Below are 22,461 nucleotides of genomic sequence, written 5' to 3' on the forward strand. Positions count from 1 at the left end.
TGTTTAATTTGTTGGATTTTATACATATAGAAAAAATCTGATGATTGTTCCATACATGCAAGCCTATTATAATATAAATACAAACAAAAGTAAACACATGTACAATTTTGATAAAATATATAATTATGAAAGGAAGATAATTATGAAAAATTATGACAGAATTCATGCAAGAAAGCCTGAAGGAATTGAAAACAGGCATGCATTTATTGCAGGTGGGGGTATTGCAGGACTTTCCGCAGCTGCTTTTCTAACTGAAGACGGTCATATGCCAGGCAAAAATATCACAGTCTATGAGCAGCTTCCTTTAGTAGGTGGATCTATGGACGGCGCTGGAAATGCTATAGATGGGTATGTGAGCCGTGGTGAGCGTGAACTTGAACCTTATATGGAATGTTTATGGTATCTCTTTGGTATGGTCCCTTCACTTGAAGAAGATGGACGTACTGTTCTTGATGAAACACGCGAGTGTAATAAAAATTTACCAATCTATGCAAAGAAACGATTATTTGAAAACCAGTTTAACGGAAGAGATATATCATCGCTTGGAATTACAAAATCCGATATGGATAATATGATAAAAATGATGGATACTCCAGAAAATGAAATTGAGGATGTCACAATTGAACAATGGTATACATCAGATTTCTTTAAAAGCAACCTATGGTATTATTGGTCAAGTATGCTTGCATTTCAGCCATATCACAGCCTCATAGAGATGAAGCGTTATACTGTACGCTTTATGCAACATTTGGATGGTGTAGAAAATCTAAAAGGTATCCTTAGAACAAAATACGATCAATATAATAGTTTTATTAAGCCTTTGCATAAATGGCTTGAAGATAAAGGGGTAAATTTCGTTACAGATACCACTGTAGAGGAAATTCATGTAGAGATTAATGACGATAAAAAAACTGTTACTTATATAGAGGTAACTAGTAATAATGAATTTACTCATATTCCTATTGAAGCTAATGACCTTGTTTATTTTACAAATGGCAGCATGACTCAAAATAGCTCCCATGGAGACAATAAAAGTGTTGCTGTTATGAACCGGGATTTGGATGATAGAGGTTGTTTCACGGTATGGGAGAAACTTTCTAAAGTAAGTCCTGTATTTGGGAAGCCTGAGAAGTTCATTTCAGCACCTGATAAGTCTCACTTTATAAGTTACACTGTTACCATTACAGATTATCCAAAGTTTTTTGAATATGTGGAGAAAAAGACAACTAACGTTACAGGTACAGCAGGTGCAATCACATTGGTTGATTCAGCATGGTTTCAATCCATCAACACACCTCCGCAGCCAGTGTTCCCTGGCCAACCGAAAAATGTTCAAGTGTTCTGGGGATATGGGTTAAAAGGTAATGAAGTTGGTGATTATATCAAAAAGCCTATGACAGAGTGTACAGGCGAAGAGATTTTGCAGGAACTATTGTATCATCTCGATTACATTGGCGAATATGAAAAAATGCTGCCTCATCTTAAGATAATTACAACCATGATGCCATATATTACAAGCCAGTTTATGCCACGTGGTCTACATGATCGTCCACAAATTATACCTGAAGGATGTACAAACCTAGCATTTATAGGTCAATTTGTAGAACTTGAAGGTGATGTTGTATTCACAGTTGAAACTTCTGTACGTACCGCTATGATTGCTGTTTACCGTACGCTGCAGCTTGATAAGCCTATTATGCCACTTTTTGAAGCCAACCACGATATACGTATCATAGTTGCCTGTTTAAAGAAAATGTTAGGTGTAGAGACAATTACAAAGGATGAGCTTCCAGCTATGAACCCATTGAAGTTGCCAAAAATGATTGACCAATTGCTTAAAGGCATTAATTCAGTTCCTAAGATGAAAGATTATTATCCTGAAATAGATGAAAATAAGTAAGCTTTTATTAATAATAACTTTAAATTCTATAGATGATAGTGTAAAGTAAGTTTATCTAAATATACTAAAAACGTACTAGATTTCTCTGGTACGTTTTTATCCCCACTTTCATGTTTTATGCTACTTTAAACTTAAACTATATAATAATTCACCTTCAACAGTATTACCTGTATCTCTAAATCCAAAACTTTCATATAGTTTTTTAGCAATGTTATTTTCTGGTTCGAAAGATATGAAAGTTTCTAATTAAAGTATAATTAAAAATCTCAAGAAATACTATGTACTGCTTAATTATAGATGTAAATACACAAAAGCAGCCAGTTATTAGCTGACTGCTTTCTTCTATTTTCTTCTATAAATTATGCTTTTTATTGTATCATAAGACAAATGATACTGAGACATAAGATCATCTATGGTTGCACCATTCTTCTTCTCCTTGATTTCATTGTTTCTTTCAACAATTTCACTTCTACCATTGGTATAATCTCCCTAGGATTTTTTATCATCATCCCTTTGTGATATGTAAATCATACTACCACCGACATATTGTTGTATTTGAAGAATCAATGCTTTTGGTAAAACATCCTTTGCATTTATATACTCCACCATAATCCTGCTCCTTTTTATTTTAATTCACAAGATTGCAGGTTTGTCATATATAAATTAACCAGCGATTATCGTTTACGCTTTATACAATTAGACATCTGAAAATAAATAATAATTCAAAATAGGCAAGCATACTAACTTATCTATTTTTGAAGATGCCTTAATCGCTGAATTACATGACTAATCCTGCATAGAGCAATAATTCCCTTTTATGCTTCATAACTGTACCCCCTACTTGATAAAACCATCTATTTTATACCTCAAATAATAGTAAAAAATTGCGATATCTATCTTTCATATATTTTATCATATTAACACCAAGTAAACAATTACCTTATTTTCTATGTTTTATATAAAAAATATTTATAAAAAGCCCAACTGCAATAAACTCATCAAAATATATAGAATCACCTAAAAATAATTTGTTATAAATTCTGTAACTCTCTTCAAATCTACCTGTGAAGAAACAGCTTGCACCTAACATTGATAAAGCCTTAGGTTTTGATTTATTATCATTTTTTAGCGGGCTGTCTATTCTCAAATGTAACTCCAACAATAATTGTAAATTAACTATTTTTAAACCAAGCATAGAATGGATATTCTTTTACTTCCACAAAACCTAATTTTTGAGCTAATCTACAGGATGATTTATTGGCTTGTACAGTTTCCCAATAAGGCTTTAACCCAAGTTTAAAGCAATGCTCAATAAACGCTAAACCTGTAAAGTAAGCAAAACCTTTACCTCTAAAGCCATCTTTCGTAAATACATCGATTTCACATAAATCTTCTGTAATTGCTAGACCTTGACACACACTAATTATATCATTGTCATGAAGTATGCAAAAAACAAAGCTATTTTCCAAGAAATTTTCATTAGTTTCCCAGAACATCTTAATTCCATCGAATAATTCAGAAACTTTATCTACTAAGCAACTGTCAATTGGCTTAAGTATATATCCATCTGGCAAATCACAATGATAGTGAATCTTTTTATACTTTTCTTTATCTAATTTATATTTTATTCTTGGGAAACTTTTTATATTTTCTCCAAGTATTTTAGTAAGCTTTACCTGCCAATACTCACACAATCCAAACCATGCAAAATGATTACTTTTTGAGATTAGATTGTTAATTATAAAGTTATAAAATTTTTTCTTAAAGATTTCTGATTCTTGGTCTCCAATAACATACAACCAATTGAAATTTGTAATTACAACGAATGTTTGAGGATTACTCATATCATCGGTTAATATTCTTCCTTTCAGCTTTTTATTAATGACTGATTGAATCATTGGAATGTCGTACTTAGAATTTTTATATAAAGGCAATATTTTTGAAAATTCATTTGTATTATACTCATATAACTCTAATATATTATTCACCATTGTACCTCCAATAGTTTTTATTTATATAAAATATTTAAATACTATTTTATGAGAATTAGTGGAGGGGCTCTATTTCCAAAGAAATTATCTATCATAATTTTGCGCATATTTTTTCTCATGTTTTTTCATCCTTCTTTCATAATAAATAAAAAAGACTACAGATTGTTGTATTATCTGCAGCCTTAAGTATAAGAAGTTAGATGAAAAATAAAGACTGCAGTGTGGTTTACCATCTGCAGTCTTGTATGTACAATATCTAAATTTTTAATATTAAAAAAGGTTTTAACGATTATTTAGATAAAATCATGCACAAATATATTTGAAATCCACTATAAATTTCATCTCATTTTTAAGATTCAATATCTTATATGCTAGCAACTTTGCTTATTTCCCAACCTTATTTTTTATTTTCTAAAGCCATCATTGCTTCTTTACGAAGCTTGTCCCAAGCTGGCATATGCATATCTGCCTTTATTTGCAGTTTCTTAAATTCTCCATCTAATGCAGTCATTTCACCTACTGCATTTGCGCAATGATTACTTATTACAAATTTGCCAGCAGGAGTTTTTACCATCAAATATAACATTCTCTGCTTCTTGTTACGTTTTTCAGCAAAATCTTCTTCTTCTCCATCTGGTCTAATTGGATAGCCTAGTTTCTTTAACATTTTGTGTGCTTCTGCTACTGCATCTACTACTAAACTAATTTGTTCTTTACTTGTGCGTCTCAAATTACAATTCAAGATATAACAAATATAAGCAGTTGGTAAAATATGAGCCCCATGTGATAATAGCCACCCTTCCATATGATGTTCCCATTTTAATTTATATACTGTTTTTTCAAATGCCATTATAATGCTTCTCTTAAATTCCGTAGTAAGATTTTCCGTTAACCCTCCTACTGTCAGTACAATCTTATTAAAGTGCATACTTATAACTCTATCTTTTTCTTTGAACCCTCCAATTCCCTGAAATCCAAACGCAACTTCTTTTTCTGTAAGTGATTGATTATAGATTTGCTCTCTACAATAGGCTGGGTTCATATTATTACCTATTAATACAACATACTTACTAATATTTTTAGCAAGCTTTTGTATTATTTCCAATACCTGTATATACTGCATTACAACAAAAATCACATCATATTTATCATCTTCTTGTAAAATTTCAATAGTTTTAACTTGGTCAATAGTTTTATGTAATTGACAATAGTGACGAATAGTAAGACCATTTTTATCAATACTCTGTTTCCAACCTCCTCTAGCCAAAATTGTCACTTCATTTTCACCTTTGCACAATTCGTGTGCTAATTCACATCCAATAACTCCAGCCCCATAAACTAAAATTCTCATAATGAATCAATTCCTTCCTCGCTTAATAATATAATAATCAAATAAGCCAATTAGTATTTTATCAAACCAATTTAGTAAACATGTTTACTATAACATCGTTTTTTTAATTAGTCAATATGTTTACTAATTAAGTCTTTTATGATATATTTAATTTTATTAATGATACATCAATACTGAAATTAAAATTTTATTTGGAGGTTTGAAATGAATCTAGATAATTATAAAAATGAACTTGAAGTTTTAAGTGATATGCATCAAGCGTATAGTCTTCTATATATAGCATTACATAAAATACAGGCTGAAGCCGTTTCTATATTAGAAGATCTTACTTTAAATCAATTAATGCTGCTTATTGCTGTAGCTCATTTAGATCCACAAGAAGCAACTATTGTAAATATTGCTAACAAACTCGGCACAAGTAAACAAAATGTAAACCGTCTTGTAAATTATATGATTAAAAAAGAGTACCTTTCTAGCAAACCTGGCCAAATTGATAAAAGAAATGTAAATATTAGCATTACAGATGAAGGCCTATCTGTAATGCAAAAAAATACAGTTAATTCAAATAAGTATTTTCTTAATCTTTTTAGGAATTTTACTAGAGGAGAAATCAGTTCCTTACGTAAATCCCTAGAAAAATTATCTGATTATGATTCTATAAATCAAGACTATTTCGAAAAGCAAGTAAAAATTGATATTGGAAAAGAATCAGAGGATATGAAGAAGTTTTTGGAACAAATCAGAAATTTATTTCTATAAACATTTAGATATAGATAGGCGCTGAATATTCATGTCAGGCTATAAAATACACTAAAATTCAAATCCATGAACTCCAGGAACCTCAGAATTTTAAAAATAGTAATTATATCTTGTTTAGCTTATTGCATTATCATTTAATTAAAATTCATGATTGGTAGAGCTACCCGCAACAATAAAAAACCACGACCACCTGTAAGCAGCTATTTAAGCCACATACAAATGGTGGTGGATATGTATGGTGGAGGCGAAACACGGTAGGTGAAATCCACACTCTTCTCATTATAATGCTAACTTTTAATACCCAAAAATTTTAATATAGGGTCACTCAATGTCACTATATCGGCAGCAATAGCTAATGCTTTAATTCCACCCTCACTTAATCTATTTCTTAACTCGTTCCAGTCGATTATACTTTTTTCGGTTCTACATTCATCATTCTTTTCTTTTGCCTCTATTATTTCAGATATTGACCCCACTACCTTAAATTTTTCTGAATCATTCATTACTATCTCTTTATTAATCAATAGACATTCTTTAAACGCCTTTAGCTTTATTAAATCCTCATTGCTTAAATTTTGTTTACTATTAAAGCTAACTTGATTAAACGTGTTATTGTGTACATGATTATTTTGTCCACCAACCCCAACTGGCCCATTGTATGTATTGTTATACACTATTTTCTCCTCCTTTTTATACCTGTGCGATATCTTAATTCTAGCTTCAGATGCAATATAAGTTCCTCTATTTACTATTTCAACAAAAGATTGGTTTTCCCTTATTTTCTGCACTATACCTGTTATTACATCCATTATACTATTGTCATCAAGTTCTTTTAACGGTATAATTCTACAATTTTTTAGACTTTTTCTCCAAATAACTAAACATGGCACATCTTCAAAATTTATTGTAGTACTTAATTCTTCTATTTTATTAACAATCGCATATCCAGTTATATTCTTTCTTAAATCATCTTTACTATAATAAATATCTAAATGATTTTGTGTCATATCATCCAGTCGCTTCCACTTCCCATCCATAAACTTTATAAACCCATCTTCATTACCAAATAGTAATAGTGCATGCATTTTTACTTCATTATATCTTCTATATGTAAACATATGAATATTCTTAAATAATGCTAATTTTAGTTGAAGTTTAGTTGTCCAGTTACTTTCATAATTTATAACTTTTTTTATACTTTTTTCTAGTACCTTATTTCCTTTCGAAAAATTATTAATTAGCATATCTAAATCTTCTTTGTTTATTTCATCATTTTTATAACTTTCTATGAAATTAATTATATTTTTAAAATCAAATTCATCATTAGGCCTATTAACCATAAATTCGTATATATTATTGTTTGATAAATAATCATTAGTTGAACTTACAAGTCTATCTACTTTTTCAGCAAAGCCTTCATATCTATCACTTATTAATGAACATGCTCCATCCTCATAATTAAAATTGTTTACACTCCTGTAATAGTCCTCAAATGATTCTAATAAATTCCACCTAAACTTTTCTATAAGTTCCTCTATATATACCCCTATTTCGTTATCATATTTACAATTATTGCGAAAGTATTTTAGCTTATTTAAAAATTTATATTTACCTCTATTAATGTTAATGAATTGAATATATCCAGATAACTGATTGTTTAGTCTTACATCATTATATAAAACACTATCTCTTAAAAACTTTCTTAAACATCGTTCACATCTAAGAATATATATAATATTTTCAATCACATTTCCTTCTTCATTTCTCAAGTTTGATTGAAAAATATTCAATATAAACTTAATTGTATTATCAAAGTTATTTAGGTTATCTAACTGATATATATATTCTTTTGCTAACTCTTCTATATTGACATCTCTTTCTTTGTAGTCTATATTGTTAATCCATTCTAAAAAAGCTATTATTTCATATTTGGGAACCCTAATCATTGTTTCTCTCCTACTCTGTACTAGCCAATATCTCTCTTAAAATTAACGTAGTTACATTTTTTATTGTTTTTCTAGTAGTATTTCCTTATTAAAGGTAATTTATTATAATAATTCATATTACCATAACTATATTCTACATAAATTTCAACTTTCCTCCAAGATAATTAAATTTTTTCTACTATAAGAAAGCTGTTAAAATAAATGAAGATTCAATATAAATATAATATTATCATTTCTTTTTCAATAGCACTAAATGTGCCTTTAACGTAATTTAATAAAAGTTAAAAACACTAATACAATCACATACTAGTCTTTTTAACTACTATCTTTTTAATATTACTTTTAGTCACTCCATTTCTTTTTAGAAGTCTTATACAGCCAAACTCCAAACATTACTCCACCTGTGAAACTTAATTCTATTAACATTTTATTCCTCCTTGAACTACCTTCTATACTGCTTAATATTTAATATCTGCTGTGTCTACAAACTGTACAGTTAAATCTACAACAACACATGCGGTAATTCCTACAACTACACCTATTCCAAAAACTAAGTATTTTATCATAATTCTCACCTCCTTTCATAGCTCTACTGCATTAGAAATTTAATCTTACCCATATTATTATGCAATGCTTCTACATATCTTAAATAAGGTTTTCTTTCTAGCGGAGGCTCTTATACTAACAAACTCTTTTTCCTGCAAAAAACTAAAGAGGGTGTCGCATTAGCATAAAAAAATATGCTAATGCGACACCCTTGTTTTTAGCTGTTTATGCTATTTTTTAGCAATATTCTGATTGATAGCAAGTTCAACATCAAAAAAACTGTTCACTTTAATAAGCCTTTGCTATTGAGGCTTTTTTCGAATTAAAATGATTTTAAGATTTTAAAATCAAGCACTTTTTTTGATTGGAAAAAGATGTGTTTCGGTTTTATCCAATTGAATTTTATTATGTAACTTATTTACATTATGTGCCATTGCGAGCAAAATACTTTCCGCCAAAACATTATTTTTACCTTTGCTTAAATATCTGCGAAATCCCATATCTTGTTTTATCTCTCCAAAAGAACCTTCTACTTGAATGCTTCGATTCATCCTTAATTTACAACCTTCCTCGCTTACAATTCTTTTAAGATTATCTTTACGAAGTTCATTGAATAGTTTAGAAGTTTCAAGATTTTTAGTTCTTTCTTCTAATGGAGTTTTACAATTATGTCCTTTTATGCATTTGCTCTTATATTTACAATTACTGCAATCTTCGCATGTATAAATTGTTTTTTCACTTATATAGCCTGTCTTGCTCTTCCTGTTTACTATTTTATTCACAGTTAACTTCTTATTATTTTTACAGGTATAGTAATCACCAAATTCATTATATTCCATATTCTCTATCCTACTTATATCACTTTTATATTTCTTCGTTTTAGATATTTCATAATTTGTTGGTTTAATAAATGATAGCTGCATATTTTCTTTAATGTAAACATAATTTTCTTCGCTCTCATAACCTGCGTCCGCAGTTATGTTTGAGTACTTAAAATGCAGAAGATTTTCCATACTTTTTATAAATGGAATTAATGTTGTGGTATCTGTAGGCTGAGGGCCTACAGTAAGCCATACTATGTATTGAGAATCTACTCCATGTTGAACATTGTAAGCAGGTTTTAACTGACCATTTTTCATTGCATCTTCTTTCATTCTCATAAATGTTGCATCGTTGTCAGTTTTTGAATAGCTGTTACGTTCACCACAAGTATAGATTTTTTTTGTATATTCTTTTAGCTTTTCAAGGTATTCTTCAAGTGTTTCAATAGAACGTTGAATTGGATTTTTTCGTTTTCCACATCCATGTACAAATTCTATATTTTCCTTCTGTTTTAAAGTATAAAGTTTCTTTCTAAGTTTTTTTATATGCTTTATTTTAACCTTGTTTTCATATACAATTTTTATACCATATAGTTCTTCACACTCAGCTACAAAATCAGCCAATTTAGAAAGCAATCTTTCTAAATTTTTGCATACTGATTTCTTCCAAACAAAAGTATATTTATTAGCACAAGCTTCTATTTTAGTACCATCAATAAATATATCATTTCCCATAACTTCTCCAATTTCATAAAGGAAATTAGACATTTCAGCCATGATTTCCTTTGCGCATAGCGCAAAGTGTATACTGCGAAACCTTGCAAATGTAGAATGATCAGGTGCTTTAGAATCTCCTAAAAGGTACATAAAATTAACATCCCTTTTACAGGACTGTTCCATTTCTCTTGATGAGTAATTATGATTCATATAAGAATAAAGTACAATTTTAAGCATCTGACGTGGCGTTGCTTGATTCTCCCTTATACGAGAGTAAGTCGAATACAAATATGTTAAATCCATCTCCTCAATAAATTGACTTAGCAAACGCACCGAATCATCAGCCGGAATTATGTACTCAATATTTAGTGGAAGTTTTAATTGATAATCTCCCTGAATTGAAGTATAATTTTTATGTAAATTAATGTGTTTAGTCATATGTTAATTTTACCATAAATCTTTCACTCTTTTGAGTGAGAGATTTATTTTTTGTATTAAAAAAGACTATCGCACTAATTTTTTAGTGCGACAGCCCCTTTATAAACTATAACCTTATGAACATAATTTTATATGAACTTTTTTACACTCTGGTATATTTCTCTCTAATACATAGACTTTAAACATAGCAAACATATTTTTAACCTGTTCCTCTGTAATGCTTGGAATATTATTTTTAACTTCTAGCTCTTTAATGCTAAATTCAAGCTTTGATTTTCTCTCCTCTAGTTCCTCCATTTTAGCCTTAAATTCGCTTTGACAGAACCCATTAGTTATTGCTACAACTATATTGTCTATCTGCTTTTTAACCTCGCTTAATTTCCTAAGCATTATTTCAGCAGATTCCTTTTCATTCTTAGATTGTTCCACTATGTGTTTATTTATTTTTTCAACTAATATTGGAACTGCCTTGTCATTTATGATATTTTTCTCTAGCTCCGTCAAAACAAACTCTTCTACATACTCTTTTCTTATTTCCTTATTGTCACAGTTTCTTTTCTGCACCCTGCATCCACACCTATAAGATACATATTTAGGCTTGTCCTTTGGCTTCCTTCTATTGCCCTGCATAGCTGAACCGCAGTGTCCACAGTATATCAAGCCTGTAAGCAAATACATCTCTTTGCCTTATTAGCTCCAGGTTCTTTTTTTCTTGCAACCATCATTTCTTTAGCCGTTGAAAGCCTTCTTTTGCTACTATAGCTGGAATTCCTCCATCTATTTTTATTATTTCACTTTCCTCCTTTGGCGAATGACTATTTCTTCTACCAAAAGTATCTTTCTTTGAACTCTTATTAAAAACATATACTCCGCTATATTTTTCATTATCCAATATACCGTATATACTATTTAGTGCTAGAATAAAAATAAGATATGGGGGAACTTAATCATGAGAAAACAGCATGACAAACAATTTAAAGAAGATGCTGTAAAGTACTACGTAGATCATAAAGAACTTGGAGTACAGGGTTGTGCTAAAAACCTTGGTATAGGTGGCAGTACTTTATCAAGGTGGATTAGCGAGTCTAAGAGTGAAAATTGTATTCAGGTTCGTGGTTCTGGTAATTATTCTAGTGATTAACAAAAAGAAATTGCACAATTAAAGTGTGAACTTCGTGATACAAAGGATGCTCTCGATGTATTAAAAAAAGCTATAAGAATTCTGTGAAAGTGACAGAAGCAATTTATTTTGAAGTACAAAATAAATGTGAAAACCTCGGGAAGGAACGCCGGGTTTCTGTCAGCGTAATGCTTTATATATTAGGCGTTTCACGTTCAAGGTATAATTCATGGCTGCATCACCTAACTTCAAATCAACAGAAGAGAAAAAAGCTTATAAAAGATAAAATTAAAGAAATTTATGATAAATCACACCAAAATTATGGTGCTCCTAAAATTGCTAAGGAGATACAGAAAACTGGTGAAAAAATATCCGAACGTACTGTTGGAAAGTATATGAAAGAACTTGGAATTAAAGCTCATATATATAAAACCATATACTGTCACTACCAAAAATTCTGATTTTAGCAGTAAGCTTGAAAATATCTTAAATGAGCAATTTAACCCAACTACACCAAACGCAGTTTGGTGTACAGATATTACTTATCTTTGAACTAATGCAGGTTTTGTATACCTTACAAGCATCATGGACTTATATTCTCGAAAATTTATAGCTCGGACTCTTTCTGAAACTTTAAATGTTTCTTGTGTTATCAACACAATTAATAAGGCCAAGAAAAATAGAAAGCTTGTCAATCCAGTTGTTATACACAGTGATAGAGACAGCCAATACGTGTCAAAAGAATATAAAAAAGCCACTTCAAAAATGGTACTTAGTTATTCTAAAAAAGCTTATCCATAGGATAATGCGTGTATTGAATCTTTTCATGCAATCATTAAACGTGAATGGATAAACCGCTTTAGAATTAAAAATTATCGTCACACATATATTCTTGTATTTGAATATATTGAAACATTCTATAATACTGTAAGAATTCATAGTCATTGTAATTATATGTCACCAAATAAGTTTGAAAAAGTATACGAAAAAGTCAATAACTCTAGTATGTCAATAGCAAGTTAAAATATAGAAAACAACCGAATTTTCTCATTTTAATTTGTACTTTGTATTCTTTTAGTACTTCTTGATATACTTTTCCTTTCATTTTTCTCTCTAGCTCCTTATTGTTTATAAAATATAAACTAAAAGACCTTAACAACCAGTTACTGGTTAATTAAGGCTTCTTATTTTTATAAGACTTTACAAATTACTTAATAATTCCTTTTGTGTGCCATTAATTTTTTTATCTAGTTTCTCATAACACCAAAAACCATTTTTTCTTCTTAATTTAACTTGATTATCAGTAAATAAAACATTGCTTTCTTTACTGATATTTTGTAATAATTTTAAATCTATAGACTTATTATTAAACCTATAGACAATATCATCTAAACTACCTATTTCTACACCAACCCAATTTCTTTTTAAATATTCTGCTACAACATATGTCGTTCCACTACCGCCAAATGGATCAAATACTGTATCTCCTTCATTCGATGCTAACGATATTACTCTATATAATAGCTTTACAGGTAACTCATTAGATTCTCTATTTTTGTATTTCTTGTGTCTAACAGGATTAATATCCATAAAAATATCTGATATTGATAATCCACAAGGATCTAAACTTTTTTTCTTACCACCATAATCTCGAATTTCTCCTCCACAATGTCTACATGTCTGTACCGGAATTCTTTGCTTATTAAAAACTTTAGGGCGCTCTCCTTTTATATAATACAAGAGAGAATAGTGTTCTGGTTGTAATTTTTTTGCAACTGGTATTAATCCTTTCATTGATACAGATATCCAATGCCTAAAATTTGCATATTTGTTAAGAATATTAGATGTATAAGAGTTCCAATAAGGAAGATTATAAATAAATATGGATCCTCCAGGAGATAATATTCTCAAACATTCTAAAATCCATTTTTCTGTCCATTCTATATATTCCTGTTCAGATATATAATCATTTATTCCTGATTCATAAGTCTTTTTCAAATTAAACGGTGGATCTGCAAATATTAAATCAACCGAGTTATCTTTCATACCTTTCATAATGTTTAGGCAATCACCTTTATATAATTTACCATACTTTGTACTAAAGTTTTCTTGTAACTTAACATCTCTTTCACTACAATTATCTTCCAAATTATAATTATTAACTATCACTTCTGGATTTCTTGATATCCATTCTATTAACTCATTATCTACTATTCCTAATCTTAACTTTAATTCTAACTCCGAGCAATTCTTAAACTTTAAAATACTATCAAGTGCCTTGCCACTTGGGAAAATCATCTTATTATTATAAAACTCTAACTCTGTTGATTTGATATTTAACTGCTTCGATATATTCTTCAAATCATCTTTATTATAAATACTCAATTCTTTAAATAACCTATTTATATGTAAATTCTTATCATTTGACAAATCAATCACCTCTTAATTATATTAGTATTTTATCATAAATCTAATTAAATAAAACCTTATAAACGTTTATTCATTTATATAGCTTATTTACTTATAAATGCCATAAATGTATAATGGTATTATTGTACAAGCTAGGAGGGTTTATATGAAAATAACTAATGTCGTTACATTAATATCTAATGGAGCTTTTTCTAATAGTGTTGAATATAAAAGTATAGAAAATGATGTACTTAATGCAATTAAATGCATCGAAAACCCTATTGGTAGTAAATCATTTATCTTAAACTCTGGTAAACAAGCAAATGGAGTAAAACCCATCAAAGAAATGTTTATAAATTACTTAAACGAACATAATTGGCAAGATGAAAGAAAAATAAAAGATAGAGACATGAAAAAACGTAGAATCGATTCTACTTATAAACTAAATGATACAAATCAATATTTTGGAGTAGAGTGGGAAACAGGAAATATTTCTTCTAGTCATAGGGCTATTAATAGACTATTGTTAGGTATAGTTGAAGGCAAATTACTAGGTGGAATACTAGTTCTTCCTTCAAGAAAAATGTATTATTATTTAACTGATAGAATTGGTAATTTCCAAGAGCTTGAGCCTTATTTCAAGTTATGGTCTTTATTCTCTAATCAAATTAATAATGGTGTTTTAAAAATAATTGAAATAGAACATGATAGTGTTAGTGATAGAATTGCACCATTTAAAAAAGGCACAGATGGTAGAGCATTAAAATAAATGAGAAGTAGTTAACAACTACTTCTAGACTCTAGATAGTTTTGTGTTATTAACATATTTATGATTAAACTATTACTGGAAATTCAGCTCTTTCAGTAATAGTTTAATATTTTTAGTAAATACTAAAAATATAAATTGTTACTATTTATAGCATTAGTTAAAAACTTAGATATTATACATAATTTTTTCAAAGGTACAGGCTATTAAGCTAGTTCACCACTTAATTGTTTATCGAATATTATTGATAACTCATCTAAAGTTCCACCCCAGTTTGAAGTGGGCTGAGTCCATTTTTCTATAATTTCCATAGTAGCTATGTATATACACTTGTTTAAAGAATCATCTGTTGGAAATATAGTTCTTGTCTTTGTATACTTACATATTTGTCTATTAAATCCTTCAAGTGTATTGGTTGTATAAATCATCTCCCTTATTTCTGGAGAAAAATTGAAAAATGTTAATAGCTCGCTCCAATTGTTATAGCAAGAATCTAGTACAATAGCATATTTATCTCCCCACTTCTCTTTTAGGTTATCGAGCTGCGCTAGCGCAAGCTCTTCAGTTACAGATTTATAAACATATTTCAAGTCATGCATGAATTCTTTTTTATCTTTTGAAGCTATATATTTGAACGAGTTTCTTATTTGATGAACTATACATGTTTGTATATTAACTAATGGAAATACAGTTTTAATAGCTTCAGGCAATCCTTTTAAACCATCCATACAGGCTATAAGGATCTCCTTTTACACCTCTATTTTTAAGATCATTGCATATCTTTAACCAAAACTTAGCACCTTCTGCTTCATCTACACAACTTCCTAATATTCCATTGTATCCCTGCATGTTATATCCTAAGCATATATATACGGCTTTATTTACAATCTTTCCATTACTCCTTACCTTGAAATACGAAGCATCTAAATATACTATTGGATAGACCTTATCCAATAGTATATTCTGCCATTCTACAGCACCTTCCATAACTTTATTAGTAGTTATTGAAACCATAGAAGGAGATATTGTTATTCCATATAAATCTTCTATTTCAGCTTGAATATCGCTTGTAAACATTCCTTTTGCATAAAGTGAAATTACCTTTTTATCTAACTCGGTACATACAGTTTCATACTTTTTTATAATTTGTGGTTGAAATTCGGCATTTCTATCTCTTGGTATATCTAAATCTACATCACCAAAAGAACTTCTTACATTTTTGCTACTATATCCGTTACAATAATTCTTCTTCGAAGAATCATTATGTTCAGCTCTTTCATACTTATCTCTTCCAAGGTGCTCCTCCATTTCAGCCTCAAGTATATTTTCTAAAACATCCTTAACTAATCTTTGAATTAATCCATTTTTGCCCATAACATCATCAATAGTCCTACACTTTTTTATTTCTGCTTTGTAGTCAAAATCATCGTCTGCTGTTTTCATAATAACTATTCCTCCTATATTTTCTTGTAGTATATTATTCAAAAACTGCCAGCTGATTATGCAAAAAACAGTGGACAGTTTTGTGTTTACACAAAACTGTCCACTGCCCCACTACTTCTCTTATTTTTAAGTGATATTTTACATTTCTACTAATTTATCATGCATATTTTCACAATCAGTATAATTTTTAAAAACAGTAGGCACTCCTTTGCCTATTCTTTTAATTTCATTTTTTAATAGGTCTCTTACTTCAAGTATATAATTCTTAATGTCTATACCATTAAACACTTCATCTATTCCTATGATATTATTAGAAACTCTAGTTTTAATTTTATTAAACATTAAACACGAAATAAAATCTTCTCCATAAGATATAATAGCTTTATCTTCACCTTTACAATTTCCTTTAACTTCCTTTAAAACATTATCAATTATTCTTTGACATTGGACTATATTCCAAATATAAATAGCTGATTTGCTAAATAGACTCTTATATCTATCATGATTTATATCCGACCATATCTTACTTGGTTCTCTATGAACTAATGTCGATGCTGTTATATTTAATGCATTTGACAAAGATCTTGTACTCTCTACCAAATCGAAGCTTTTTTCATCAATAACTATTTCTTCTGATCTCATTACATAGTAATTAATTTTTAACAAACTCAACTCATTCTTTATTGTTTTTTGATTAATATCTAAAGATACAAAGTCTCTATTTTCTATTTTATTTTGTCTGTTATTAGATTTAGTAATTCTATCGATAAGTATCTCTTCTTGTTTGAATTCACTAGAACTTGTACTAATAATTCTTAATTGCACATTAATTTTTTCTAACTTTTTCTGTGCTTTATCTAACCCTGTACTTTCAGCATATTTGCCTATTGTACCTACTGTTTGTGCACCATTTATAATAGAAATATTTTTGCAATCAAACATTCCATAGTTTCTCTCAGATCCATTAGCTACTCTTTTTCCTATTGATTCACATATCATTGTTATTCCATTATTATAGTACCAAAACATATCAGGTTCTTTCAAAATAGTTTCTTTAATTTCTTCATTTATATCAGAATCTGCTAATAACATTCTTATATTTCTTGAAAATAAATTTACTCCATGATCACTCCACCAATTAGCTATCTGCATTCCATCAACAAAACCACTATAGGCTAGATGAGGTGTTTCCTTTTTACCCCATTCAGATAAAATCACACCATCTAAATCTACATTTTCATTCAATCCTTTATGTAAAAACATCAGCAATTTACCTTGATTTATATTCTCAAAATAAAATAATTCATTAGATGAATTCTGAGTTTCCAAAAAAGATTCAATCTTATCTTTTACATGTTTAGATAGCTGTGGACCTGTATACGCTAATAAAACTTTTATTTTTAAACCTTTCTTACAAAGAATTTCTTCAAGGTCATTTTGCATCTCTTTTATTTTTTTATTAAATTTTTCGAATCTAAAACTAATTATATCTGTAATCCCAGTTATAAACTTATCAACTGCTCCTAATTCTGGGCTTTTTGTACCTGTATGATTCCATTTTGACTGTACTAAGAATAAAGTATTTGCTTCTTCCTTATAATAAATAGCATCTATGCCGTTATCATCAAAACCATCTGTAATACATTTTACTATATCAATAGGCTCTGCCCCTGTTAAACTTTGGATAGAATATGCACATAATGCTCTTGTCAAAAAAGCATCCTTTTTTTCGTCTTGTTTTTTTCCATCATAGTCGCTTAAATCTATAATACCTTTATATATGGTTTCAATAGCTCTTTTTATCTGATTAACATATAAAATTGACACATGTTTCACTCCCTTCCAACATATACAATTTTACATGATAGATAAACATTTTACAATATACTCCATAATAATAATTTCTATAGCAAACATATTGTAAAAATATTATCTAATCTTATTTAATCATCTATAAATGATTAAATCTTTTAATTAAACTAAAAACCGTACTGGATTCCAGTACGGTTTTTATGTATCGTGGGTTTTAATGGTGGAGGCGAACCAACCAACTCTCCATCATATCATCATTTTTCTTCCCCTCGTCCTATCTCTACCTCCACAATCTCCATCAATTTCCGCATCGCCACAGATATATTTTTATTCTTATGATACGAAAGCTGAATTCTAAACCTACTATACTTTTCCTCTACTTCTATCACCTTTAAGCTTCCTTTCTCAGCCTCATCCCTAACTGCATAATAAGGCACAAAAGAAATTCCAAGCCCATTCATCACACATTTTTTAATAGCCTCTGTGCTTGAAAATTCTAGAGGATTTACATATCTTATTTTTTTTATATCTTGGCTATGCTTTAAATAAGTGTTGATTTTCACACTTATTTAAAACATAGCTTCCTTTAGTATGTTTGGCTATTTTTAAAAGAATGTTGATGTGATGTGTTGGCTTTTATGGACTCTTAGGATTGCTCGTTTATAATTTGCGTAATTTTGACTAGGACGGTCAAAGCCATTTAGGCATCAGGACGATGCATCTAAATGGGTAGCAAATTATAAACGAGCAATTCTTAGAGTCCATTAATGCCATAAGCTCATATCAGCATTCTTTTAAAACATAGCCTTTCTTTTAAATTTTTAACAACTAAATCCTTATCCTTAATTTCCGGTTCAATGGTAATGGCGATATCAAGTTCTCCAGTGTGTAATTTATTTCTTAAATCGCTACAAGTTGAATCCTTTAAAATTATATTTACCTTTGGGAACTTCCTCTTATATTCCTTTAAAATTTCACCTAGATGATATATAGTTAATGATTCTGCTGCACCAATAATTAAATCACCCGAAACAGCATTTTTTTCTGAAGTTATGCTTTTAATTTCATCATATATATACAGCATTTGCTTGGCATAAGGAACCAATTCCTTACCTACATTAGTCAAAACAATTTTTTTGCCCAAACGATTAAATAAAGCTTCTCCCATTTCATTTTCTAAAATTTGAATGTGAGCTGTTATTGTAGACTGAGCATATCCTAAATATTCTGCTGCTTTTGTAAATCCACCAAGTTCAACTATAGCTATGAAGGTTTGTAAATGTCTAATTTCCATTAACTTCATTCCTTTACACTTTTAAATATGGAATATTATATCATATATTTCGATTATTTAATTCATTTATTTCAATTTTACTGATACAAAAACCAGAGTTATAATTAAGAAAATCAATGTTCCCAGTTTTATAAAGGAGTTGTTATGTATGAAAAAAGTATTATTACTTCTTGCTAATGGTTTTGAGGCTGTAGAAGCAAGTGTTTTTACCGATGTTATGGGTTGGAATAAATTAGAAGGTGATGGCACCACTGATTTAGTAACGGTAGGCTTAAGAGATAAAATTAAATGCACCTGGAATTTCACAGTAATCCCAGAAATGCATATAAGTGATGTTAATATTGACGAATTTGATGCCCTTGCAATACCAGGCGGATACGAGGAGGCTGGATTTTATGAAGAAGCCTTTAGTAGAGATTTTTTAAACTTAATCAGAGAATTCGATAAAGCTGGAAAAATAATAGCCTCTATATGTGTTGCTGCTCTACCTATTGGAAAAAGTGGCGTACTAACTAATAGAAATGCCACAACTTATAATTTAGGAGATGGTAAAAGGCAAAAACAATTATCCGAACTTGGTGCAAATGTTCTTGCCAATAAACCTATTGTTATAGATAAAAATATAATTACCTCATATAATCCTTCAACAGCTTTCGAGGTAGCTTTCAAACTTTTAGAAATGCTTACCTCTAAAGAAAATTGTAATAAGGTAAAAAAACTAATGGGATTTTAGTAAAAGTCTGAAATTTAGATTATTGTGGGTTTTGAAACATAGATACTCTGGCTGAAAGGATTAAATTGGTAATACAAAATTCATCCTATTAAATTGTAATTTATCATTTATAATTTTATATTTCAAATTACATATCTATAGAACTAATATTTCAAACCTTCAATCCACTCTTTAGGATTATTCATTAACCATTGTAAATCATCTAAAAACAGCTTTATATGATAACCATCTATTGCAGCATGATTAACTGTAATAGATAAAGGCATTGTAATTATGCCATTCGTTTTAGTAAATCTACTTGATTCAAAAATTGGCGCATAATAATTTTGAGCATTCTGTAATTGCATAGATAAGCTGTTAAAAGAAAACCACGGAACACAAGATATTATATAGTTATTAGAAGGAGGTGCTCCCTTTGGTAACATAATGCCGTGACTTTTTCCATATTGATTTATGTCTGAAGTATAATTTTTATAAAAAATTTTAAAATCGCCGTTATATTCTGTCCAAAGAAATGTTATTGTTTTATCCTCCTCATGAAACCTTGGATAAAAAGGAGTTCTATAATTCCAATATCCTAATATATTATCTTTAATTGCCATAAGAAATTCTTGATGCCTTTCCATAGCTCTAGTTATCAGATATAAATATGCAGGAAAGAATTTTAATTTCTTAATTTTTAATGCATTTCTAAGGATTGTGATATCCATTGTTACATTAACAGAATAAATAACGGTTGATACTGTTTCTGTAAAGTACCTATACGTCTCTGCCCTTGCCCATGTATTCATATCAATATTATTAAAATTTGTATTCATATGTTCATGCTCCTATCCACATTTAATTTGTAAATATAAAGCAAAAACCACACAAAAATATTTTAATTTATACTAGAGATATAACGCTTGAAACTTCAAAATTAATTTGTGTCAAAATGCCGTCTTCTGGGCATTATGATGCAAAGTGATTTTGGTAGTTGAAATGGCATATCTATATTCAAAACTAAGCCCCGAACAAAATCTATCTCCTATTTTCATGTAGCCTTTGCACGGAGCTTTGTTTCACAATACATTTTGATGATCTTTTCATACGTAGTCACCTCCTTATATCCTATCTTTAAGCTTTAGGTTCCTTCCTTAAAATATCAACTGTATGCGAGCTTGCTCCAAGCAGTTCCGGTCTTTCACAGGTAGAAAGATGATATTTAATAAAAAGCTTAAAAGTTTCTTCATCCATAGCATTCAAAACAGGTCTCATGTAATCAGCTGGTCCATCTGCTGCAATTATTTTTATTCTTTTTAATTCTGCTTCATCTTTTATCTTATTAATATCTTCAATTCTTACATAATCATATAAATCTTCAGGCTTTGCTGAAACATGAAAATCCTCATCAAGCTTTCCATTCTCAATACATTCACGAATATTATTTTCCTTAAAGCCATAGATTATTACACTATATTCATTCATACAATATGCAACTAAGATAGTTCCATTAATTTTTGTTACTCTTTTTGCTTCTTGTAATGCCTTTACTTTATCCTCAGTGGTATACAAATGATACATTGGCCCAAATAAAAGCGTCATATCAAAGGTATTTTCTGAAAATCTTGATAAATCTAATGCTGTTCCCTGATATGCTTTTACTGCACTTCCCTTTGACTTTAAAACACCTAGATTGTGCTTTACAAGTTCAATAGCAGTAACATCATAGCCTTCATTTGCTAGTTCAACAGAATATCTTCCTGTCCCTGCCCCAACATCTAGGATTTTTGCATTCTTATTATTTTGTAAGTATTCGTGAATATACTTCATTGAAGTTGTATATTCTACTTGTCCATGCCTTCTTGTTAATCTTTTATCTTCACAAAATTTATTATAGTACTTTTCCAATTCATTTGACATACTTTGCCTCCACTTATATAAATTTACCGTATTTTTTTTGTATAAGCTTTACAACTGGTACTCCAACCACTGTAACCACTACAAATTCGCCAATTGCAACCTGGCACATTGATAAAATTAAAGGCCATTTATAAACATAGTTAAGCATCCATCCAACTATTAGCCCATTAAAAATTGTAGGCCAAAGCGATGCTATTACTAAGGAATTTTTTTTATTACGTATAAGTCTTCCCGTAAAGGAAATAGCACTAACACTAATAAAGGTTGCTATAGTACCAAATATAATATCCATTACCCCATTTGGTCCGAGAATATTTGCAATAAAACATCCTAGGGTGAGCCCAACAATATAAAATGGATCAAAAAATGCTAATAACACCATTACTTCTGATACTCTAAATTGTATATTTCCATAATCTATTGGGGCAAAAATAATTGTTATAACTGCATAAAGTGCTGCTATAATTGCTGTCCTTGCCAATCTCTGCTGCTTACTATCAATTTTCACTTAAT

The 22,461-nt window shown here is 29.6% G+C and carries 20 protein-coding genes and 3 pseudogenes; 8 read left to right on the forward strand and 15 right to left on the reverse strand.

Annotated features, from left to right (window positions below):
* Positions 1–142: 142 nt before the first annotated feature.
* Complete coding sequence (locus CUEA01_RS15060) at positions 143–1,900, forward strand: oleate hydratase (RefSeq protein WP_234122512.1); 1,758 nt, start codon at positions 143–145, stop codon at positions 1,898–1,900.
* Positions 1,901–2,840: 940 nt separating this feature from the next.
* Here the strand turns inward: CUEA01_RS15060 and CUEA01_RS15065 are convergent.
* From CUEA01_RS15065 to CUEA01_RS15075, 3 genes are all read right to left on the reverse strand, one after another.
* Positions 2,841–3,047: a hypothetical protein gene (locus CUEA01_RS15065; RefSeq protein ID WP_234122513.1), complete on the reverse strand. Its 207-nt coding sequence runs from the start codon at positions 3,045–3,047 to the stop codon at positions 2,841–2,843.
* A 25-nt stretch (positions 3,048–3,072) separates the two neighbouring features.
* Complete coding sequence (locus tag CUEA01_RS15070; RefSeq protein ID WP_234122514.1) at positions 3,073–3,888, reverse strand: GNAT family N-acetyltransferase; 816 nt, start codon at positions 3,886–3,888, stop codon at positions 3,073–3,075.
* Positions 3,889–4,288: 400 nt separating this feature from the next.
* Positions 4,289–5,242, reverse strand: a complete 954-nt coding sequence (locus CUEA01_RS15075) for a ketopantoate reductase family protein (protein ID WP_234122515.1) — start codon at positions 5,240–5,242, stop codon at positions 4,289–4,291.
* A 204-nt stretch (positions 5,243–5,446) separates the two neighbouring features.
* Between CUEA01_RS15075 and CUEA01_RS15080 the strand changes: the two genes are divergently transcribed.
* On the forward strand, positions 5,447–6,001 hold the full coding sequence (locus CUEA01_RS15080; RefSeq protein WP_234122516.1) for a MarR family winged helix-turn-helix transcriptional regulator: 555 nt from the start codon (positions 5,447–5,449) through the stop codon (positions 5,999–6,001).
* Positions 6,002–6,288: 287 nt separating this feature from the next.
* Here CUEA01_RS15080 and CUEA01_RS15085 read toward each other — a convergent pair whose 3' ends face one another.
* From CUEA01_RS15085 to CUEA01_RS15100, 4 genes are all read right to left on the reverse strand, one after another.
* Positions 6,289–7,947, reverse strand: coding sequence for a hypothetical protein (locus CUEA01_RS15085; RefSeq protein ID WP_234122517.1), 1,659 nt, complete (start codon positions 7,945–7,947; stop codon positions 6,289–6,291).
* 893 nt (positions 7,948–8,840) lie between these two features.
* Complete coding sequence (locus tag CUEA01_RS15090; protein WP_234117334.1) at positions 8,841–10,469, reverse strand: IS1182 family transposase; 1,629 nt, start codon at positions 10,467–10,469, stop codon at positions 8,841–8,843.
* A 114-nt stretch (positions 10,470–10,583) separates the two neighbouring features.
* Positions 10,584–11,147 (reverse strand): zinc ribbon domain-containing protein, encoded by a 564-nt coding sequence (locus CUEA01_RS15095; RefSeq protein WP_234122518.1) that lies wholly within the window; start codon positions 11,145–11,147, stop codon positions 10,584–10,586.
* 43 nt (positions 11,148–11,190) lie between these two features.
* Positions 11,191–11,397 carry a recombinase family protein gene (locus CUEA01_RS15100; RefSeq protein ID WP_407929266.1) on the reverse strand — a complete coding sequence of 69 codons (207 nt, stop codon included), beginning with the start codon at positions 11,395–11,397 and terminating at the stop codon, positions 11,191–11,193.
* A 21-nt stretch (positions 11,398–11,418) separates the two neighbouring features.
* On the opposite strand from CUEA01_RS15100, the gene CUEA01_RS15105 reads away from it, so the two are divergent.
* The 4 genes and pseudogenes from CUEA01_RS15105 to CUEA01_RS15120 all read left to right on the forward strand — a co-directional run bounded on the left by CUEA01_RS15105 (position 11,419) and on the right by CUEA01_RS15120 (position 12,612).
* A complete protein-coding gene (locus CUEA01_RS15105; protein ID WP_234122520.1) occupies positions 11,419–11,610 on the forward strand; it encodes a helix-turn-helix domain-containing protein in 192 nt (63 codons plus the stop codon).
* Between the two features lie 83 nt (positions 11,611–11,693).
* Positions 11,694–12,050, forward strand: coding sequence for an IS3 family transposase (locus CUEA01_RS15110; protein WP_234122521.1), 357 nt, complete (start codon positions 11,694–11,696; stop codon positions 12,048–12,050).
* 109 nt (positions 12,051–12,159) lie between these two features.
* Positions 12,160–12,390: pseudogene (locus CUEA01_RS15115) on the forward strand (DDE-type integrase/transposase/recombinase); the annotation flags it as partial.
* Positions 12,391–12,402: 12 nt separating this feature from the next.
* Positions 12,403–12,612 carry an IS3 family transposase gene (locus CUEA01_RS15120; RefSeq protein ID WP_407929267.1) on the forward strand — a complete coding sequence of 70 codons (210 nt, stop codon included), beginning with the start codon at positions 12,403–12,405 and terminating at the stop codon, positions 12,610–12,612.
* A gap of 177 nt (positions 12,613–12,789) precedes the next feature.
* Here the strand turns inward: CUEA01_RS15120 and CUEA01_RS15125 are convergent, their stop codons facing one another.
* Complete coding sequence (locus tag CUEA01_RS15125; RefSeq protein ID WP_234122523.1) at positions 12,790–14,019, reverse strand: DNA-methyltransferase; 1,230 nt, start codon at positions 14,017–14,019, stop codon at positions 12,790–12,792.
* A 145-nt stretch (positions 14,020–14,164) separates the two neighbouring features.
* Here CUEA01_RS15125 and CUEA01_RS15130 point away from each other — a divergent pair, with 145 nt between their 5' ends.
* Positions 14,165–14,767 carry a PDDEXK family nuclease gene (locus CUEA01_RS15130; RefSeq protein ID WP_234122524.1) on the forward strand — a complete coding sequence of 201 codons (603 nt, stop codon included), beginning with the start codon at positions 14,165–14,167 and terminating at the stop codon, positions 14,765–14,767.
* A gap of 203 nt (positions 14,768–14,970) precedes the next feature.
* On the opposite strand, the pseudogene CUEA01_RS15135 reads toward CUEA01_RS15130, so the two are convergent.
* From CUEA01_RS15135 to CUEA01_RS15150, 4 genes and pseudogenes are all read right to left on the reverse strand, one after another.
* Positions 14,971–16,207: pseudogene (locus CUEA01_RS15135) on the reverse strand (IS256 family transposase).
* A gap of 138 nt (positions 16,208–16,345) precedes the next feature.
* Positions 16,346–18,034 (reverse strand): AIPR family protein, encoded by a 1,689-nt coding sequence (locus CUEA01_RS25170; protein WP_234122525.1) that lies wholly within the window; start codon positions 18,032–18,034, stop codon positions 16,346–16,348.
* A gap of 239 nt (positions 18,035–18,273) precedes the next feature.
* Positions 18,274–18,582 (reverse strand): LysR substrate-binding domain-containing protein, encoded by a 309-nt coding sequence (locus tag CUEA01_RS15145; RefSeq protein ID WP_407929261.1) that lies wholly within the window; start codon positions 18,580–18,582, stop codon positions 18,274–18,276.
* A gap of 248 nt (positions 18,583–18,830) precedes the next feature.
* Positions 18,831–19,313, reverse strand: a pseudogene (locus CUEA01_RS15150) (LysR family transcriptional regulator); the annotation flags it as partial.
* 148 nt (positions 19,314–19,461) lie between these two features.
* On the opposite strand from CUEA01_RS15150, the gene CUEA01_RS15155 reads away from it, so the two are divergent.
* Positions 19,462–20,046 (forward strand): DJ-1/PfpI family protein, encoded by a 585-nt coding sequence (locus tag CUEA01_RS15155; protein WP_234122526.1) that lies wholly within the window; start codon positions 19,462–19,464, stop codon positions 20,044–20,046.
* A 143-nt stretch (positions 20,047–20,189) separates the two neighbouring features.
* On the opposite strand, the gene CUEA01_RS15160 is transcribed toward CUEA01_RS15155, so the two are convergent.
* The 3 genes from CUEA01_RS15160 to CUEA01_RS15170 form a co-directional block, all read right to left on the reverse strand.
* Positions 20,190–20,864: a CatA-like O-acetyltransferase gene (locus tag CUEA01_RS15160; RefSeq protein WP_234122527.1), complete on the reverse strand. Its 675-nt coding sequence runs from the start codon at positions 20,862–20,864 to the stop codon at positions 20,190–20,192.
* 298 nt (positions 20,865–21,162) lie between these two features.
* On the reverse strand, positions 21,163–21,948 hold the full coding sequence (locus tag CUEA01_RS15165) for a class I SAM-dependent methyltransferase (RefSeq protein ID WP_234122528.1): 786 nt from the start codon (positions 21,946–21,948) through the stop codon (positions 21,163–21,165).
* A 13-nt stretch (positions 21,949–21,961) separates the two neighbouring features.
* The gene (locus CUEA01_RS15170) at positions 21,962–22,456 is read right to left on the reverse strand and encodes a QueT transporter family protein (protein ID WP_234122529.1); all 495 of its coding nucleotides are present in this window, start codon (positions 22,454–22,456) and stop codon (positions 21,962–21,964) included.
* Positions 22,457–22,461: the final 5 nt, after the last annotated feature.

Source organism: Clostridium hydrogenum, from assembly GCF_021432385.1.
Lineage (GTDB): Bacteria > Bacillota > Clostridia > Clostridiales > Clostridiaceae > Clostridium_S > Clostridium_S hydrogenum.

Excerpts from the sequence above, each read along its gene's own strand:
- CUEA01_RS15075 (WP_234122515.1), bottom strand. The coding sequence starts at position 5,242 with ATGAGAATTTTAGTTTATGGGGCTGGAGTTATTGGATGTGAATTAGCA.
- CUEA01_RS15165 (WP_234122528.1), bottom strand. The coding sequence starts at position 21,948 with ATGTCAAATGAATTGGAAAAGTACTATAATAAATTTTGTGAAGATAAA.
- CUEA01_RS15085 (WP_234122517.1), bottom strand. The coding sequence starts at position 7,947 with ATGATTAGGGTTCCCAAATATGAAATAATAGCTTTTTTAGAATGGATT.
- CUEA01_RS15160 (WP_234122527.1), bottom strand. The coding sequence starts at position 20,864 with ATGAATACAAATTTTAATAATATTGATATGAATACATGGGCAAGGGCA.
- CUEA01_RS15060 (WP_234122512.1), top strand. The coding sequence starts at position 143 with ATGAAAAATTATGACAGAATTCATGCAAGAAAGCCTGAAGGAATTGAA.
- CUEA01_RS15080 (WP_234122516.1), top strand. The coding sequence starts at position 5,447 with ATGAATCTAGATAATTATAAAAATGAACTTGAAGTTTTAAGTGATATG.
- CUEA01_RS15090 (WP_234117334.1), bottom strand. The coding sequence starts at position 10,469 with ATGACTAAACACATTAATTTACATAAAAATTATACTTCAATTCAGGGA.
- CUEA01_RS15095 (WP_234122518.1), bottom strand. The coding sequence starts at position 11,147 with ATGTATTTGCTTACAGGCTTGATATACTGTGGACACTGCGGTTCAGCT.
- CUEA01_RS15130 (WP_234122524.1), top strand. The coding sequence starts at position 14,165 with ATGAAAATAACTAATGTCGTTACATTAATATCTAATGGAGCTTTTTCT.
- CUEA01_RS15105 (WP_234122520.1), top strand. The coding sequence starts at position 11,419 with ATGAGAAAACAGCATGACAAACAATTTAAAGAAGATGCTGTAAAGTAC.
- CUEA01_RS15155 (WP_234122526.1), top strand. The coding sequence starts at position 19,462 with ATGAAAAAAGTATTATTACTTCTTGCTAATGGTTTTGAGGCTGTAGAA.